This is a genomic window from Streptomyces sp. NPDC002623 (genome assembly GCF_053592635.1).
In genome coordinates this window covers 150670-166718 of record NZ_JBSFWB010000016.1, presented here as the reverse complement: position 1 = coordinate 166718, position 16049 = coordinate 150670, and the positions used below count along the sequence as shown (strand labels likewise).

The 16049-nt window shown below is 72.6% G+C and carries 16 protein-coding genes; 11 read left to right on the top strand and 5 right to left on the bottom strand.

The window, feature by feature from the left end:
- The first annotated feature begins 362 nt into the window (after window positions 1-362).
- The 4 genes from ACWD4O_RS27825 (at window position 363) to ACWD4O_RS27810 (ending at window position 3978) form a co-directional block, all read left to right on the top strand.
- Window positions 363-1529 carry a Gfo/Idh/MocA family protein gene (locus tag ACWD4O_RS27825; protein WP_451283843.1) on the top strand — a complete coding sequence of 389 codons (1167 nt, stop codon included), beginning with the start codon at window positions 363-365 and terminating at the stop codon, window positions 1527-1529.
- On the top strand, window positions 1526-2455 hold the full coding sequence (locus tag ACWD4O_RS27820; RefSeq protein ID WP_451283841.1) for a DUF6807 domain-containing protein: 930 nt from the start codon (window positions 1526-1528) through the stop codon (window positions 2453-2455). Before ACWD4O_RS27825 ends, ACWD4O_RS27820 begins: the two co-directional genes overlap by 4 nt.
- Entirely contained in the window at window positions 2449-3168 is a 720-nt protein-coding gene (locus ACWD4O_RS27815; protein ID WP_451283839.1) for a cupin domain-containing protein, read from the top strand. Before ACWD4O_RS27820 ends, ACWD4O_RS27815 begins: the two co-directional genes overlap by 7 nt.
- Before the next feature lie 84 nt (window positions 3169-3252).
- Entirely contained in the window at window positions 3253-3978 is a 726-nt protein-coding gene (locus ACWD4O_RS27810) for a hypothetical protein (protein WP_451283837.1), read from the top strand.
- A gap of 36 nt (window positions 3979-4014) precedes the next feature.
- Here ACWD4O_RS27810 and ACWD4O_RS27805 read toward each other — a convergent pair whose 3' ends face one another.
- On the bottom strand, window positions 4015-4797 hold the full coding sequence (locus ACWD4O_RS27805; protein ID WP_451283835.1) for a TVP38/TMEM64 family protein: 783 nt from the start codon (window positions 4795-4797) through the stop codon (window positions 4015-4017).
- Window positions 4798-4847: 50 nt separating this feature from the next.
- On the opposite strand from ACWD4O_RS27805, the gene ACWD4O_RS27800 reads away from it, so the two are divergent.
- The 3 genes from ACWD4O_RS27800 (at window position 4848) to ACWD4O_RS27790 (ending at window position 7941) form a co-directional block, all read left to right on the top strand.
- Entirely contained in the window at window positions 4848-5573 is a 726-nt protein-coding gene (locus ACWD4O_RS27800; protein ID WP_451283833.1) for a DNA alkylation repair protein, read from the top strand.
- A 294-nt stretch (window positions 5574-5867) separates the two neighbouring features.
- Entirely contained in the window at window positions 5868-7037 is a 1170-nt protein-coding gene (tuf, locus tag ACWD4O_RS27795; RefSeq protein WP_451283831.1) for an elongation factor Tu, read from the top strand.
- Window positions 7038-7149: 112 nt separating this feature from the next.
- Entirely contained in the window at window positions 7150-7941 is a 792-nt protein-coding gene (locus ACWD4O_RS27790) for a spermidine synthase (RefSeq protein ID WP_451283955.1), read from the top strand.
- Window positions 7942-8074: 133 nt separating this feature from the next.
- On the opposite strand, the gene ACWD4O_RS27785 is transcribed toward ACWD4O_RS27790, so the two are convergent.
- The gene (locus ACWD4O_RS27785) at window positions 8075-9115 is read right to left on the bottom strand and encodes a hypothetical protein (protein ID WP_451283829.1); all 1041 of its coding nucleotides are present in this window, start codon (window positions 9113-9115) and stop codon (window positions 8075-8077) included.
- Window positions 9116-9260: 145 nt separating this feature from the next.
- Between ACWD4O_RS27785 and ACWD4O_RS27780 the strand changes: the two genes are divergently transcribed.
- A complete protein-coding gene (locus tag ACWD4O_RS27780; RefSeq protein WP_451283953.1) occupies window positions 9261-9698 on the top strand; it encodes a DUF4442 domain-containing protein in 438 nt (145 codons plus the stop codon).
- A gap of 112 nt (window positions 9699-9810) precedes the next feature.
- On the opposite strand, the gene galU is transcribed toward ACWD4O_RS27780, so the two are convergent.
- Window positions 9811-10749 carry a UTP--glucose-1-phosphate uridylyltransferase GalU gene (galU, locus tag ACWD4O_RS27775; RefSeq protein WP_451283827.1) on the bottom strand — a complete coding sequence of 313 codons (939 nt, stop codon included), beginning with the start codon at window positions 10747-10749 and terminating at the stop codon, window positions 9811-9813.
- A gap of 477 nt (window positions 10750-11226) precedes the next feature.
- On the opposite strand from galU, the gene ACWD4O_RS27770 reads away from it, so the two are divergent.
- Window positions 11227-13146, top strand: a complete 1920-nt coding sequence (locus ACWD4O_RS27770; RefSeq protein WP_451283825.1) for a ricin-type beta-trefoil lectin domain protein — start codon at window positions 11227-11229, stop codon at window positions 13144-13146.
- Between the two features lie 144 nt (window positions 13147-13290).
- On the opposite strand, the gene ACWD4O_RS27765 is transcribed toward ACWD4O_RS27770, so the two are convergent.
- The gene (locus ACWD4O_RS27765; protein ID WP_451283823.1) at window positions 13291-13689 is read right to left on the bottom strand and encodes a hypothetical protein; all 399 of its coding nucleotides are present in this window, start codon (window positions 13687-13689) and stop codon (window positions 13291-13293) included.
- Between the two features lie 202 nt (window positions 13690-13891).
- Here ACWD4O_RS27765 and ACWD4O_RS27760 point away from each other — a divergent pair, with 202 nt between their 5' ends.
- A complete protein-coding gene (locus tag ACWD4O_RS27760; RefSeq protein ID WP_451283822.1) occupies window positions 13892-14548 on the top strand; it encodes a DedA family protein in 657 nt (218 codons plus the stop codon).
- Window positions 14549-14579: 31 nt separating this feature from the next.
- Here ACWD4O_RS27760 and ACWD4O_RS27755 read toward each other — a convergent pair whose 3' ends face one another.
- Entirely contained in the window at window positions 14580-15107 is a 528-nt protein-coding gene (locus ACWD4O_RS27755; protein ID WP_451283820.1) for a gamma carbonic anhydrase family protein, read from the bottom strand.
- A gap of 119 nt (window positions 15108-15226) precedes the next feature.
- On the opposite strand from ACWD4O_RS27755, the gene ACWD4O_RS27750 reads away from it, so the two are divergent.
- Window positions 15227-16024, top strand: coding sequence for an acyltransferase (locus ACWD4O_RS27750; protein ID WP_451283818.1), 798 nt, complete (start codon window positions 15227-15229; stop codon window positions 16022-16024).
- Window positions 16025-16049 lie beyond the last annotated feature (25 nt).

The following is a 16049-nucleotide window of genomic DNA, read 5'->3' as shown; positions in this document are numbered from 1 at the left end:
ACCGCGACAGCAGGCCGCCGCGTCCGGTGAGGTCCGGTGATCAAGAGTGTGCAAAGGAAGCGTAGCGGTCCCGTGTGACAGGTTCGCCACAGGGGTTTCGCGGGCAGCGTGAGCTGCGCCGTTCGGCCACCCGCGAACTGCGGCATTCGACCACCCGTGAAGCGCGCCGTTCGACCACCCGTGAACTGCGGTGTTGGCCCGGCGCAGGCTCGGACCTCCGGATGGTTGACCGGCCGCCCGGCCGCCGCATACGTTGCCTCCGAGGGGAAAGCGCTTGCTGTGCGTGCGTGCCGCACGCTTCCTGCTCGGTTGCTGGATCGCCGGCCGTTCGGCCGTTCGTCGGAGGAGTGCTGATCACGTCCATGTCCCCATCCACTCCGCCGCCTGTTCCCCTCGACGGCCGCCGCATCCGGGCCGCCGTCATCGGCACCGGCGCCATCGGACGCGGCTCCCACCTGCCCGCGCTCAAGCAGCTCGCCGCCGAGGGCGAGACCGAGGTCGTGGCGGCCGTTGACATCGATGCCACCGCCGTCGAGGCGTTCTGCGCGCAGGGCGGCGTCCCGCGCGCCTACACCGATCTCGAACTGATGCTCGCGGAGCAGCGCCCGGACCTGGTGACCATCTGCACCCCGCCGACCCTGCATCGCGAGCAGAGCGTGGCCGCGCTGCGGGCCGGCGCCTGGGTGTGGTGCGAGAAGCCGCCCGTGCCGACCCTCGCCGACTACGACGCCGTCGAGGCGGAGGAGGGCGAGAAGTCGGGGCCGTACTCCTCGATCGTGTTCCAGCACCGCTTCGGATCCGGGACGCGGCACGTGCGGCGGCTGCTCGACGAGCAGGCCCTCGGGCGGCCGCTCGTCGCACACTGCCAGACCACCTGGTACCGCGACACCGCCTACTACGCGGTGCCCTGGCGCGGCCGCTGGGAGACCGAGGGCGGCGGCCCGGCGATGGGCCACGGCATCCACCAGATGGACCTGCTGCTCGACCTCCTCGGCCCGTGGAGCGAGGTGCGGGCCATGGCCGGCCGGCTCGTGCACGACGTGGAGACGGAGGACGTGTCCACCGCCCTCGTCCGCTTCGAGAGCGGGGCCATGGCCACCGTCGTCAACAGCGTCCTGAGCCCCGACGAGGTCAGCCGCATCCGGATCGACTGCGAGCGCGCCACCGTCGAACTCACCCACCTCTACGGCCACTCCAACGCCGACTGGAGCGTCACCCCCGCCCCGGACGTGCCGGGCGACGAGGCGGCAGCCTGGCAGGACTTCGGCGCGGACGTCCCGAGTTCGCACCTCGCGCAGCTGCGCGAGCTGGTCGCGAGCATGCGCGCCGGCCGGCGGCCGCGCAGCAGCGGCGCGGACGGGCGCACCAGCCTGGAGCTGATCTCCGCGCTGTACAAGTCCGCGTTCACGGACACGACGGTCCGGCGGGGCGAGATCGGGCCCGGCGACCCGTACTACACGGCCCTGCACGGGGGCGCTCCGGGCTGGGCGCCGGGCACGGCCGCGGTGGGCGCGGAGGTGCCGGCATGAGCGGGGACCTGAGTCTTGTCCACGCCCACGGCGACCGCATCACGGTGACCGACCCGGCCACCGGCGTCGAACTGCTCGCCTACGTCTACCGGCCCGAGGCGGCCTGGGAGGCGCCGCGGCCGTACATCCACCCGCTGCGGACCCTTGCCGGCGACATCGTCACCGACTACCGGCCCAACGACCACCGCTGGCACAAGGGGCTGTCGCTGACCGCCTCGCACCTCTCGGGCGCCAACCTGTGGGGCGGGAACTCGTACGTCCACGGCGAGGGGTATCTCGAACTCCCCGAGCGGGTCGGCTCGATGGCGCACGTCGGCTTCGACGAGGTCGCGGCCGACGCGGGCCGTGTCGTCATCGCCGAGCGGCTGACCTGGCATCCGCACGGCGGCGAGCTGTGGGCCGACGAGACGCGCCGGATCGAGGTGCACGACGTCGACCCGGACGCCGGTTCCTGGGCGCTGACCTGGACCAGCGCCGTCACCAACCGCCGCGACGAGCCGCTGCGCTTCGGCAGCCCGACCACCGCCGGGCGGGAGCTGGCCGGCTACACGGGCCTGTTCTGGCGCGGTCCGCGCGCCTTCCGGGACGGCCGGATCATCGGCCCCGAGGGCGAGGGCCCCGCTCTGATGGCCTCGCAGAGCCCCTGGCTCGCCCTGTCCGGCGAGCACGACGGCGCCGACGGCCATGCCACGGTCGTCTTCGCGCACGCCCCCGAGAACGACCACTCCGGCGCCGGGGGGACCCACCCGGCCCACTGGTTCGTCCGCAACGAGCCCTTCGCGGGCATCGCCCCGTCCTGGGCGTTCTTCGACGAACTGGAGCTCGCCCCCGGCGACACGCTCACCCGTCGCTACCGGGTGATCGTGGCCGACGGCGCCTGGGAGCGGGACGAGATCGCCGGGTACCTGAAGGCGCACCCGTGGTGAACGCGTACGAGGGACTTCCCGGCGGGGTCGGCGTCTCGCACCTGTGCGTGTACGACTGGCCCGCCGCCGACGGCCTGCACGGCGGAACTCCGCACCTGCACCTGACCTGTTCGGAGGGGTACGTCGTCGTCGGCGGGCGCGGCTCGGTGCAGACCCTGACGGCGTCCGGGTACGAGGTCACGCCCCTCGCGCCCGGCACGGTCGCCTGGTTCACGCCGGGCACCGTCCACCGGCTGGTCAACGACGACGACCTGCGCATCGCCGTCCTGATGCAGAACAGCGGGCTGCCCGAGGCGGGCGACGCGGTGCTCACCCTGCCCCCGGAGTACCTCGCCGACCCCGAGACGTACGCCGCCGCGACCGTGATCCCCGCCGACGCCCCGGAGGAGGAGCAGGCCCGGATCGCCCGCGCCCGGCGCGATCTCGCGCTGGAGGGCTACCGGGCGCTGCGCGAGGCCCCGGACGTCCCTGCGGCCCTGGCCGACTTCCATCGGGCCGCCGCCGCGCTCGTCAAGCCCCGGCTCGCCGACTGGCGCGAGCGCTGGCTGCGCGGGGCGCGGGCTGCCGCGCAGGCCACGGGGGAGCAGCTCGACCGGCTCGCGGCCGGGGACGTCTCCCACCTCGCCGAGGCCGTCGTACGGGCCGAAGAGCCGTCCACGTACGGGAAGTTCGGGATGTGCGGACGGCTGGACGTGTACCGGGGGCCCGAGTAGTTTCGCCGAATTGTCCCCGGCTCCCCGAAAGGGTGATCCAATCGACGGATGTTCAGGACGGCGTCGGGAACGGGGAGTCGACGAGTGCGGATCAGAGTCAGGACGACGGCGGCGGTCCTCTGTGCGGCGGCACTGGTCGCCGGTTGCGGGGGCGGCGGCGGTTCCGATGCGAAGCCCTCTGCGGCTGCCTCCGGGACAGCTGCCGGGGACGTGGCGGGGACGGCGGCGGGGACGACGGCGGGCGCGTCGGCGTCCGGAGCGCGGGCCGAGACGCTGGGCGAAGCACAGCTGAAGTCCGCCGCGCTGACCGGCGGCGACGTGGACGGCTACCAGGTCACCGACTTCCCCGCGAAGCCCGACGGCGACTCCACCGCCCGCCCGGCGGCCTGCCAGCCGCTGGAGAACATGCGCACCGCCGCCCCGGATCCCGGTCCCCAGGCGTTCGTCGGCCTCCTGGCCTTTGCCGGGGCCGGCCCCTCGGCGGGTTCCGCCACCACCATCGGCCTGATGGCGTACGACCAGCCCGCGGCCGAGGGCGTCCTGGAGGATCTGCGCACGGCCCTGAAGGAGTGCACCGCCTACGAGGGCGGTGTGCCCGCGCGGACCACCGTCACGACCGCAGCCGCCCCCGACGCGGGCGACGAGGCCGTCGCCTTCGGCCTGCAGACCGAGAGGGACAGCGCGGACGCCTTCGTGGTCGTCCGCACCGGCGCCACGGTCGTCCTGTTCTCCACCGCGAGCGGCACCGGCGCTGCGGCCGAGGTGCCGGACGAGTTGATCTCCGCGCAGGTCAGGAAGCTGGAGGCCTAGGACCGACCTGCCGACGGCCCAGGGCCTGTCCCGGGGTCAGGGCTTGCGCAGGTGGTGGCGCTTGCGCCAGGCCATCACCGCGCCCGCCACCGTCGGCAGCGCGATGGCGGCCAGCGCGATCAGGAAGGCCGGCGAGGTCGGCGCCGAGGCACGGGCGCCGGCGACGACGTAGGCGGCCGTGTTGGGGATCGAGCCCAGCGCGGTCGCCACCAGGAAGGGCGTCCAGCCCATCCGGGAGACGGCCGCGCAGTAGTTCACGCCCCAGAACGGCAGCCCGGGGAACAGCCGCGCCGCCAGCATCGAGCGCATCCCGTGCCGGCTCAGCTGGCCGTCCGCCGCCGTCAGCAGCCGACCGCGCAGCAGCGGCCGCAGGGCGTCCTGGCCCAGCATGCGGCCGAGGCCGAAGGCGAGCCCGGCGCCCAGCACGGTGCCCGCCAGCGAGGTGCCCAGACCCACCGCGGAGCCGAACAGCGCGCCCGCGGCCAGGTTCAGCAGCGGTCTCGGCACGAACGCCACGGTGCACAGCCCGTAGGCCACCGCGAACACCACGGCCGCCGTGGGGCCGCCCAACTGCGGTGGCCAGCCGTCCGCGAGGAGCTTCTGCGGCTCGAAGAGCAGCACGCCGGCACCGGCCGCCGCCAGCAGCGCGATCAGCAGCGCGAACCGGGACCAGGGCGACAGCAGTGCTCTGCCGCAGCGCGCGAGACGGCCTGCGGGCACTGCGGGGGTGACGACGCGCACCGGAACGACGAGTTCCGTGGCGGTGGCCCGGGGAGAGGCCGTCGCGGTGTCACCAGAGCGGGTGGTGGCATCGAGCATGCCCGCGACACTAACGGACGGACATGTGTGATCGCCGTATGGTTCGTCTCATGACCGTGACAGGTGCGGAAACGATCGGCGCGCCGGACAGCGCGCTCGCCGACACCGTGCTGGAGCGGCTGACGGCCGCGTACGGCGGGGCGGCCGACCCGGAGCGGGCGGTGGCCATGCGCGCCTACATGAAGGACGTGGCCCCCTTCCTCGGCCTGCCCACCGCCGACCGCCGCGCCCTGTCCCGCACCGTCCTGGCGGGCACGCCCCGCCCCGACGAGGCCGACTGCGCGGCGATCGCCCTGCGCTGCTGGGCGCTGCCGCACCGCGAGTACCACTACTTCGCCGTCGACTACCTGCGCCGGCACGCGGGACGCCTGTCGTCGGGGTTCCTGCCCGTCGCCCGCCGGCTCGTCGCCACGACGTCCTGGTGGGACACGGTCGACCTGCTCGCCGCACACGTGGTCGGCGCCCTGGTCGAGGCCGACCGCCGCCTCGCCGCCGACATGGACGTATGGATCGTCGACGAGGACCTGTGGGTCGCCCGCACCGCTCTGCTCCACCAACTCCGTTACAAGGACCGAACAGACGCCGACCGTCTGTTCGCCTACTGCCTGCGCCAGTCCGGCCACCCGGACTTCTTCATCCGCAAGGCCATCGGCTGGTCCCTGCGCGAGTACGCCAAGACCGACCCGGAGGCCGTCCGCACCTTCGTCGCCCACCAGCGGAGCCGCCTCGCACCGCTGTCGGTACGCGAGGCCCTGAAGAACATCGGGGACGGCTGACGCCGACGCGGCGCCCGGTCGCCCGGTCGTCCGCTCAATGCGCCGCAATGCGCCGAAAACCATTCGACGTCGTACGAACCATCCGCGATGATCGGGTCCATGTTCCGGTTCGCCTTCGTTCTCGCAGCATCCGCCGTCGCGGATGCTCCGAAGGCTGCCGTTCCGCCGCACGCGGCCGTTGTCGACGGCGCCCGAAGCTGACCCTCTCCGGATAGTCCGGCGGACCCCGCAGGGGGAGGGTCGGCGAGTACCTCGGGGTCCCCACTTCCTACGGACACGCTTCGAGGTACAGCCATGCCCAAGACCGCTTACGTGCGGACCAAGCCGCACCTGAACATCGGCACCATGGGTCACGTCGACCACGGCAAGACCACCCTGACCGCCGCCATCACCAAGGTCCTCGCCGACCGCGGGTCCGGCGCCTTTGTGCCCTTCGACCGGATCGACCGCGCTCCGGAGGAGGCCGCGCGCGGCATCACCATCAACATCGCGCACGTCGAGTACGAGACCGACACCCGGCACTACGCGCACGTCGACATGCCGGGCCACGCCGACTACGTCAAGAACATGGTCACCGGCGCCGCGCAGCTCGACGGGGCGATCCTCGTCGTCTCCGCGCTCGACGGGATCATGCCGCAGACCGCCGAACACGTCCTGCTCGCCCGGCAGGTGGGGGTGGACCATGTCGTGGTGGCGCTGAACAAGGCCGACTCGGGGGACGAGGAGCTCATGGACCTCGTCGAGCTGGAGGTCCGCGACCTGCTCACCGAGCACGGCTACGGCGGCGACGCCACGCCCGTGGTACGGGTGTCGGGGCTGCGGGCCCTGGCCGGCGACCCCCGCTGGACGGCTTCGATCGACGCGCTGCTCGACGCCGTGGACACCTATGTGCCCATGCCCGAGCGGTACCTCGACGCGCCGTTCCTGCTGCCCGTGGAGAACGTGCTCACCATCACCGGCCGGGGAACCGTGGTCACCGGCGCCGTGGAGCGGGGCAGGGTCCGGGTGGGCGACCGGATCGAAGTGCTCGGCGCGGGGCTGGAGACCGTCGTCACCGGCCTCGAGACCTTCGGGAAGCCGATGGACGAGGCCCAGGCCGGGGACAACGTGGCGCTGCTGCTGCGCGGGGTGCCACGGGACGCCGTCCGGCGGGGGCACGTGGTCACGGCGCCGGGGAGCGTCAGCCCGAGCCGCCGGTTCACCGCCCAGGTGTATGTGCTCTCGGCGCGGGAGGGGGGTCGTACGACGCCGGTCTCCACCGGGTACCGGCCGCAGTTCTACATCCGCACGGCGGACGTCGTGGGGGACGTGGACCTGGGGGAGGCGGCTGTGGCGCGGCCCGGGGAGCGCGTTGCCATGACCGTCGAGCTGGGGCGGGAGGTGCCGCTGGAGCCGGGGCTGGGCTTCGCGATCCGGGAGGGCGGTCGCACCGTGGGGGCGGGGACCGTGACGTCGGTGCTGTGAGGCTCTGAGACCGTCCCGCGCCCTGAGGGCGTCGTCCCACGGGCACAATGAAGAAGTGAACGACGAGCCCATACCCGTCACCCGAGCCGTCGACCACGGCACCGCCAAGCTGATGCCCGACATCGACCGGGAGCGGGCCTGGCTGCTGACGGTCGACGGGTCGCCGCAGTCGTACGTCGACCTCGACGAGCCCACGCACCTGGAGTTCGAGTACGCACGGCGGCTGGGGTACGTCCTGGACACCGTCGCCGAGCCGGGCCGGCCCCTGGACGCGGCTCATCTCGGCGGCGGCGCGCTCACCCTGCCCCGGTACCTGGCCGCGACCCGGCCGGGTACCCGGCAGGACGTCGTCGAGTTCGACCGCGGTCTGCTGGAGCTGGTCGCGGAGCACCTTCCCGTCCCGGCCGGGTCCGGCATCGCGCTGCACGCCGCCGACGCGCGGGCCTGGCTGGAGGCGGCTCCGGACGGCTCGGCCGATGTGCTCGTCGCCGATGTCTTCGGCGGCTCGCGCGTCCCCGCCCATCTGACGTCCCTCGCCTACGCCCGGGAGGCCGGACGGGTCCTGCGCGCCGACGGCGTCTATCTCGCGAACCTCGCGGACTCGGCGCCCTTCGGCTTCCTGCGGTCCCAACTGGCCAACTTCGCCACGGTGTTCGAGGAGCTGGTGCTCATCGCCGAGCCGGCCGTGCTGCGTGGCCGCCGGTTCGGCAACGCGGTGCTCGTCGCCGCGCACCACCCGCTGGACGTGCCCGCCCTGGTCCGCCGCACCGCCTCCGACGCGTTCCCGGCCCGGGTGGAGCACGGGCCCGGCCTGCGCCGGTTCATCGGCGACGCGCGACCCGTACGGGACGAGGACGCCGTACCGTCGCCCGAGCCGCCCGAGGGCGCGTTCGGCATCGGCTGAATCCGGCTGAATCCGGCTGAATCCGCCTGGTCGGCTGCGTCGGCTGCGTCGGCTGCGTCGGCTGAAGGGGCTGCAGGGGCCGGGCGTCGGCCGGCTCGGTGGTGGTGCGGTCCGAGCCGGCCGGCTGCGCGCTCTAGCGTCCCGTCGGCGTGCCGTTCAGGCGCACGGTGCTGAGGATCTGCATGATCGTGGCCTTCGGGAGCTCGTCCTTCACGCCCTTGGCCGCGTACAGGTTCCACGACACGTAGTCGCCGTTGGAGTTCTTGAAGCCGAACGTGATCGCCTTGCCGTCGCTGTCGCACTTGCCCTTCTGGGGCGTGTTCGTCGACTGCGCCCAGGCGTAACTGCCCACGATGCCGGAGGCGGTCGTGAAGGCGGTGGCCTTCTCGTCGAAGGTGAGGCTCTTCTTGTCCGGCTCGGTGTAGCCGCCGAACACCCACCACGCGGGCGTGTTGATCGCGATCTCGTCGGTGGTCTTGGCCCCTTCGGCGCCCTTGCTGCCGACCATGGCCAGCGGGGTGTCGTCGGTCTTGCCGTCCTTGTCGGCGTCCGTGGAGCACCACTTCGACTTGAACTCGGCCGTGCCCCCCATCAGGATCCGGTCGTAGCCGTCGGTCTTGGTCTTGTCCTCCCACTCGAAGCCCTGGCTGAGCCCCGGCTTCTGGACCTCCCAGTCGGCCGGCACGTCGAAGGCGATGCCCCACTTGGGGTTCACGACGACCTTCCAGCCGGCGACGGTCGCCTTCTCGGTCTCGCTGCTGCGCGGGTTGTCGTCCGTGCCGGACGAGGCGGAAGCCGAGGCGGACGTGGACGTCGTCGGGCTCGCGCTGCCCTTGGCCACGTCGGCCGGGTCGTCGTCATCGCCGCCCAGCACCAGGAACCCGGTGACTCCGGCGGCCACGACGACGGCCGAGGCGGCGATGACGGCGATCAGCTTCGTCCGGTTGCCGCCGCCGCTGCCTCCACCGTTGCCGCCGGGCCCGACGGGCGGCGGCGTCGGTGCGCCCGGGGGCGTCTGGGCGCCCCATTGCGGTTGCTGCGCATAGGGGTTCGGCTGCTGCTGGTAACCGGGTTGCTGATACGGATTCGGCTGCTGGTATCCCGGCTGCTGGTACGGATTGTTCTGCGCCTGCGGGTTCTGCTCTCCCCCGGGCGGCTGCTGTCCTGGCCACATGGCCAGAAACACTAGTGCCGTCCGGGACACGGTTCGGTCACCGCCCCTTGTCAGGGACGTACCGAATCCGGCGATCGATCATTGCGGCCGGTCTGGCCAGCTGAAGCTACTCGTAGGTAACATCGCTGTCATGAGCGCAGACCAGATGTCCATCGGCGAGATGCTCGCCGCCACCGTGCCCATGGCCCGGACCCTCCACCTCGAGTTCCTGGAGGCCGGTCCGGACAAGGCCGTGGTCGCCCTGCCGGACCAGGGCGAGTTCCACAACCATGTGGGCGGGCCGCACGCGGGCGCGATGTTCACGCTCGGCGAGTCCGCCAGCGGCGCGATCGTCCTCGCCGCGTTCGGGGACCAGCTCTCCCGCGCCGTGCCGCTCGCCGTCCGCGCCGAGATCGCCTACCGGAAACTGGCCATGGGCGCGGTCACGGCGACCGCCACGCTGGGCCGCCCGGCCGCCGAGGTCGTCGCACAGCTCGACGCGGGGGAGCGCCCCGAGTTCCCGGTCGCGATCGAGATCCGGCGCGCCGACGGGGCCGTCACCGGCGAGATGACGGTGATCTGGACCCTGCGCCCCAACGGCTGAGCGGCGTTCGCGGCAGAGCAGAGGTGGGGGCCGACAGGACCCGTGACAGGGCCCCGGTCGCGGTGTGTGCCGCCGCCGGGGCCCTCGGGCCGGTACCGATACGGCCGCGCGGTCAGGCCGCCAGCCGCCCCTGCTCGGCGCTGCCGTCCTCCAGGCCCGCCACGAACTCCTTGAGCCAGGCCACGAACTCCGGTCCCAGGTCGGGCCGGTCGCAGGCCAGGCGGACGACCGTGCGCAGGTAGTCGGCCTTGTCCCCGGTGTCGTACCGGCGGCCCGAGAAGATCACGCCGTGGACCGTGCCGCCCGCGGCGAGTTCCTGCAGGGCGTCGGTCAGCTGGATCTCGCCGCCGCGGCCGGGCTCGGTGCGCTCCAGGACGTCGAAGACGGCCGGGTCCAGGACATAGCGCCCGATGACCGCGTACCGGCTCGGCGCGTCCTCGCGTGCGGGCTTCTCCACCAGACCGGTGACGCGCACGACCCCGTCCTCGCCGGACGGCTCCACGGCCGCGCAACCGTAGAGGTGGACCTGCTCCGGCGGCACCTCCATCAGCGCGACCACGCTGCCCTCGTAGCGCTCGCGGACGTCCAGCATCCGGCTGAGCAGGGTCTCGCGCGGGTCGATGAGGTCGTCGCCGAGAAGCACGGCGAACGGCTGGTCGCCGACGTGGTTGCGGGCGCAGAGCACCGCGTGGCCGAGGCCGAGCGGATCGCCCTGCCGGATGTGGTGGATGTTGGCGAGCCGGGCCGGGTCGCGCACCGCGTCCAACCGCACGGTGTCGCCCTTGGCGGCGAGCGCCTGCTCCAGTTCGAAGGCGTGGTCGAAGTGGTCCTCGATGGCCCGCTTGTGCCGGCCGGTGACCATCAGGACGTCGTCCAGGCCGGCGGCGGCCGCCTCCTCGACCACGTACTGGATGGCCGGCTTGTCGACGACCGGCAGCATCTCCTTCGGGGTCGCCTTGGTGGCGGGGAGGAAGCGGGTGCCGAGACCGGCGGCCGGGACGACTGCTTTGCGAACACTGCGTGCGGAGTGGGGGGCGCTCATGCGGATCATGGTGCTGCACGGGGATGGGAGTACGCAGAGAGTCTTCTCTGAGATTCCTGTGCGCGGCCCCGCAGTCGTCCCTCAGCCGTCCCGTAGTCGCCCTGTAGCCGCCCCGCAGTCACTCGGCCGCCGCGCAGTCGTCTCGCAGTCGCCTCGTAGTCGTCTCGCGGCCGCCGGGCCGTAAGTTGGAGATTCCGTGTGCCATCCGGCTTTTCTCGCACACAAGTTGAGCCGCAGAGTCCGCGCGATTTCGAATGCGGGTGCGGATACCGCCGGTAACTTATCTGAAATTTCCGCGCTTTGAACTTGGGTCACTCGAACTCCTTGTTTCCTGTGAGACGTGTGTGCGAAGGTGAGCCTCCCCTTACGGATGGGTCGGATCAGGCCAACGTGCCTGGTCAGGCCAAAGGTACGCACCAATCAGGCACCTGCTTTCCGACGACGTGTTCCTCCGTGCCGTTCGTCGGCTTGGAAGGAAATGGTTTCGTGCAATCCCCCAACCCCCCACGCCCGCCCTACCCGCCCCGCCCCGGCCGGCCCCCCGGGGATTCCGACCCCGAACTCGCCGCCCGACTGGCCGGCGACGACGGACGGGCCGGCGCGATCGCCCTGCTCTTCGCCCGGCACTGGCGAGCGACCCACGACTACGCGACCGTCTGTCTGGCCGGTACCGAGGACACGGCGCGGCTCGTGGCCGCCGCCGCGTTCCACGAGGTGCTCGGCCGGCTGACGGAGCGGCGCAACGGGGGCGCGCTGCGCCCCCAACTCCTCGTCGCCGTACGGGAGACGGTCCGCGAATGGGCCGGCGCCGAGCGGGTTTCGGCCGTTCTCCCGGAGCTCAGGAAAACCGTCGGCGGCCGTGGGCTGCGCGCCGCGCGACCGGGGACCGCCGAAAGGCGGCAACTCGCCGAGCGTGCTTTCCGGTTGCTTCCGACCGCCTCCCAATGTCTGTTGTGGCACACGGAGGTGGAGGCGGAACCCATATCCGTACCGGCCGGTCTGTCCGGCGTGGACGGCAACACCGCGGCGGCCGTCCTGGAACAGGCGCGGGAACAATTCCGGGCGGGCTGTGTACGCGCCCACCGCGAACTCGCGCCGACGAGCGAATGCCGCTTCTACAACCGCCTTCTCGACATTCCCCTGCGTCGCGGCGGCACCCTGCTGCCCGATGTCCGACAGCATCTCGCGCACTGCCGCTTCTGCCGGCACGCCGCCGAACAGCTCAGCCACTTCGACGGCGCGCTGGACGTGCTGCTCGCCGAGACCGTGCTCGGCTGGGGCGCCCGCCGCTACCTCGACTCACGCCCCGGACGCGCGGCCGCCGCCGGTGCTCCGATCCGGCCCGCGGGGGTGCGTCCGCCTGCCGGAGCGCGTCCGCCCGCCGGGTCCGGCCGTCATCGCACCACCTCGGCCGGTCTGCTCGACCTCCAGGTCAGACGGCCCAAGGCCGTGCTCGTCGGCGTGGGGCTGACCTCCCTCGCGCTGGTCGCGACCGTCTTCGTCGCCAAGGGCTGGTCCGACGACAACGCCGTCCCGGTTCCCGGGGCCACCTGGGGCGCACCCGTCGGCGGACCCAACGCCCCGATCGTCGGCCGGCCGGGCGTCCCCGGCGGCTCCGACGACCCGTCGCCCGCCGGATCCCCCTCGGCCGCCTCGGCCTCCCGGGAGGCGGGGGCCGCGCACGGCAGGCTGCGCAGCCCGGACACGGGGCTCTGCCTCGACGTCCCCGGCGGACGGGCCGAAGCCGGTGCGGCGATCGTCCTGGCGCCGTGCTCGCAGGCGGCGTCCCAGCAGTGGTCCTACCAGGAGGACGGTCTGCTGCGCAGCGCCGCCGACCCGACGCTCTGTCTGGCCGCCGACCCCGACCGTCGGACGACCGCCCTGGGGTGGTGCCTCGTGCACTCCGGCGAGACGTTCTTCGACCTGACCGTGCGCGGCGAACTGCTGCTGCGCCGGGACGGAAACCTGGTCGTCGCCCGTGGCGCGGGTGGGCCGGGGAAGGCCGTCGTCGTCACCGAGCGGGACGGCTCCGCCGGTCAGCGGTGGGTGTTCGACGCGGTCGTCGCGGCGCCGGGCGCACCCGGCCCGGAGGCACGGAAGCCGACGGAGCCGCCAGGTCCGGGCACCGCTCCTGACGCCCCGGGCGCCGCGGACGGACAAGTGCCGCCGATTCCGGGACCGATACCGCGCAGCGCCCCGCCCCTCGCGCCGGACACCGCTCCGGGTCCCGCCGAAACCGCCCCGTCCGCACCGGAGTCCGGGACCAGGATCGCCCAGGTGGGCTGCTGCGACACGTCGCCCGACCCGGCCGGGACACCGGATGCGCCCCAGGTGTCCGCTGTGCTGAGTGAAGTCGTCGGGGACGTCATCGGGTCCCTCGGTCACCGGGCCGCGGGACCGCAGTGAGACCACGGTGACGCCGCGGTGAGACCGAAGGAGGGGCCGCCCGAGGGGAGCGGCCCCTCCTTCTCCTCGCCGGCCGAGCCCCTCGCCGGCCGAGCCCCTCGCCGGCCGAGCCCCTCGCCGGCCGAGCCCCTCGCCGGCCGAGTGCTATGACGTGCAGACGTCCCTCAGCTCGGCCGCCGCCTTGTCGATGTCGCCGGAGTCCGGTCGCTCGTCGTTGAGGATGTCCTGGTTGTAGTCCTCGATCGCCTGGTTGAGCTTGTCGACCGCCTTGTCGACCTTGCTGTCGTCCGACTTGTCGTTGATCTTGTCCAGGTTCTTCTCGATGGTGTCGATGGAGTCCTCGGTCTTCGTCGGATCCTCGATCGCGTCCGCGCCGGCCTTGTTGATCGCCGTGATGCTGTCCGTGATGTCGTCGGCGTTCGAGAGGCAGTCGATCGAGTCGTCGAACTCGCAGCCGGTGAGGAGGCCGGCGGTCAGCGCGAGGGCTGCCGCGGCGGTGGCGATGACGGCAGTACGGCGTCCGCGTCGGCGGTTCACGGCCATGGAGAAGTCCTTTCGGGACGGTGCGCAGAGGGTGGCTTCTTCGTCCTCCACGATCACGTGGCCGAGCCGCCGTCACGAGGGACCGCACCCCCGGATCCGTGGTGTAGCGCGCTACACCACGGGACGGACCGGGCCCGGCCGACCCGGTAGGCTTCCCGGGAACGCAAGGCTGCCCAAGGACGTCAAACGGGAGGAACCCGCGGTGCACGTGCAGGAATGGCTCGACACGGTGCCCGCGGCCGCCGTCTATGCCGTGGTCGGCCTGGTCATCGGATTCGAGAGCTTGGGCATCCCGCTGCCGGGAGAGATCATCCTGGTCTCGGCCGCGCTGCTGTCCTCCCAGCACGGCGGGATCGACCCCGTCATCCTCGGCGCGTGCGCCACCGCGGGCGCGGTGATCGGCGACTCCATCGGCTACGCCATCGGCCGCAAGGGCGGACGCCCGCTGCTGGCCTGGCTCGGCAAGAAGTTCCCCAAGCACTTCAGCGAGGGGCACATCGCCACCGCCGAGCGGTCCTTCGAGAAGTGGGGCATGTGGGCCGTCTTCTTCGGCCGGTTCGTCGCCCTGCTTCGCATCTTCGCCGGACCGCTCGCGGGCGTCCTGCACATGCCGTACTGGAAGTTCCTCATCGCCAACGTGCTCGGCGGCATCGCCTGGGCGGGCGGCACGACGGCGGTCATCTACTACGTGGGCGTCGTGGCCGAGTCCTGGCTGAAGAGGTTCTCGTGGCTGGGGCTGGTCCTGGCGGTGCTGATCGGCGTGGCCTCGTTCCTGATCGTCAAGCGCAAGGCCAAGAAGGCGCAGGCAGAGGCGCAGGGCGCCTCGCGCGAGACGGAGCCCGTCGCGGCCGCCGAGTAGCCTGCGCCGCTCTCGCGATCAGCAGTCGTGACTACTCGTGGATCTTGCCGTGGGCCTTGGCCAGGTCCGCGTACAGGGTCCCGTTCAGGGTGACCCCCTGACGCTCCTCCTGCGTCAGCTCCCGCTTGACCTTGGCCGGCACTCCCGCCACCAGTGACCCCGGCGGGACCTCCATCCCCTGGGGCACGAGCGCCTGCGCGGCGACCAGCGAGCCCGCCCCGATCACCGCCCCGTTGAGCACGGTCGCCCCCATGCCGACCAGACAGTCGTCCCCGACCGTCGCCCCGTGCACCACGGCGTTGTGGCCGACGGAGACCCGCTCGCCGATGGTCACCGGGAAACCGGGGTCGGCGTGCAGCGTCGCGTTGTCCTGGATGTTGGCGTCCCGGCGGACGGTGATCCGCTCCACGTCACCCCGCACGACGGCCCCGTACCAGACGCTCGCCCCCGCCTCCAGCGTCACGTCCCCGATCACCGATGCGTTCGGCGCGACGAACGCCTCCGCGTCGACCTCGGGTTCCCTGCCGCCGATGCCCACGATCAGCGCCTTGTGCGTCATCACCGTCTCCTCACGTCACCTGGTGTCGGTGGTCTCCCGGCACCGTACGCCACCTCGTGGGGCGAAGATCACAGGGCTCCCGCTCCTTGGCGGCACCGCGTGCTGAGTACGGTGAGCGGGTGCCGAAGCGCAGGAACACGTTCTCATCATGGCCGCGCCGCCTGGGGCAGCGGGCCGTCCACGCGGGCTGGGCCTGGGTGCAGCGCACGGGCTCCGTCACCGCCGAACACCCCGGACGCTTCCGCTTCGGATCGATGGGCGAGGGCACCCGACTCGCCTTCCCCCTCGGCACCGTGTTCGGGGAGCCGTGGATCCACCTCGGCGCGCACTGCATCGTCGGCGAGCAGGTCACCCTGACCGCGGGTCTGATGCCCGACCTCGACCTCGGTCCCGAACCGATCCTGCGCCTCGGCGACGGCGTGGTCCTCGGCCGGGGCAGCCATGTCATCGCCGACACGACGGTCACCATCGGCAGCGACTGCTACTTCGGCCCGTATGTGTACGTGACGTCCACGAACCACTCCTACGACGACCCGCACGAGCCCATCGGCAAGCAGTGGCCCCGGATGGAGCCCGTGGCGATCGGCCCGGGGTGCTGGATCGGCACGGGGGCGGTGATCCTGCCGGGTGCGCGGATCGGCCGGAACGTCGTCGTCGCGGCCGGGGCGGTGGTGCGCGGCACGGTCCCCGACCACTCCGTGGTCGCGGGCGCGCCCGCGAAGGTCGTCCGACGCTGGACGCCCGCCGAGGGCTGGCAGCCCCCGCTGCGCACCCCGCCCCCGGTCCCGATACCGGACGGCGTCACCTCGGACCAGTTGGTCGCCCTGTCCGAGCTGGACGAGGAGACGGCGGCGCGACTGGCGGAACTCGACGACACGACCTCGGCCCACCTCGCCCGACTGAAGCCGGAGAGCTGAACGGGCCTGCGGGGCTGGGCGGCTC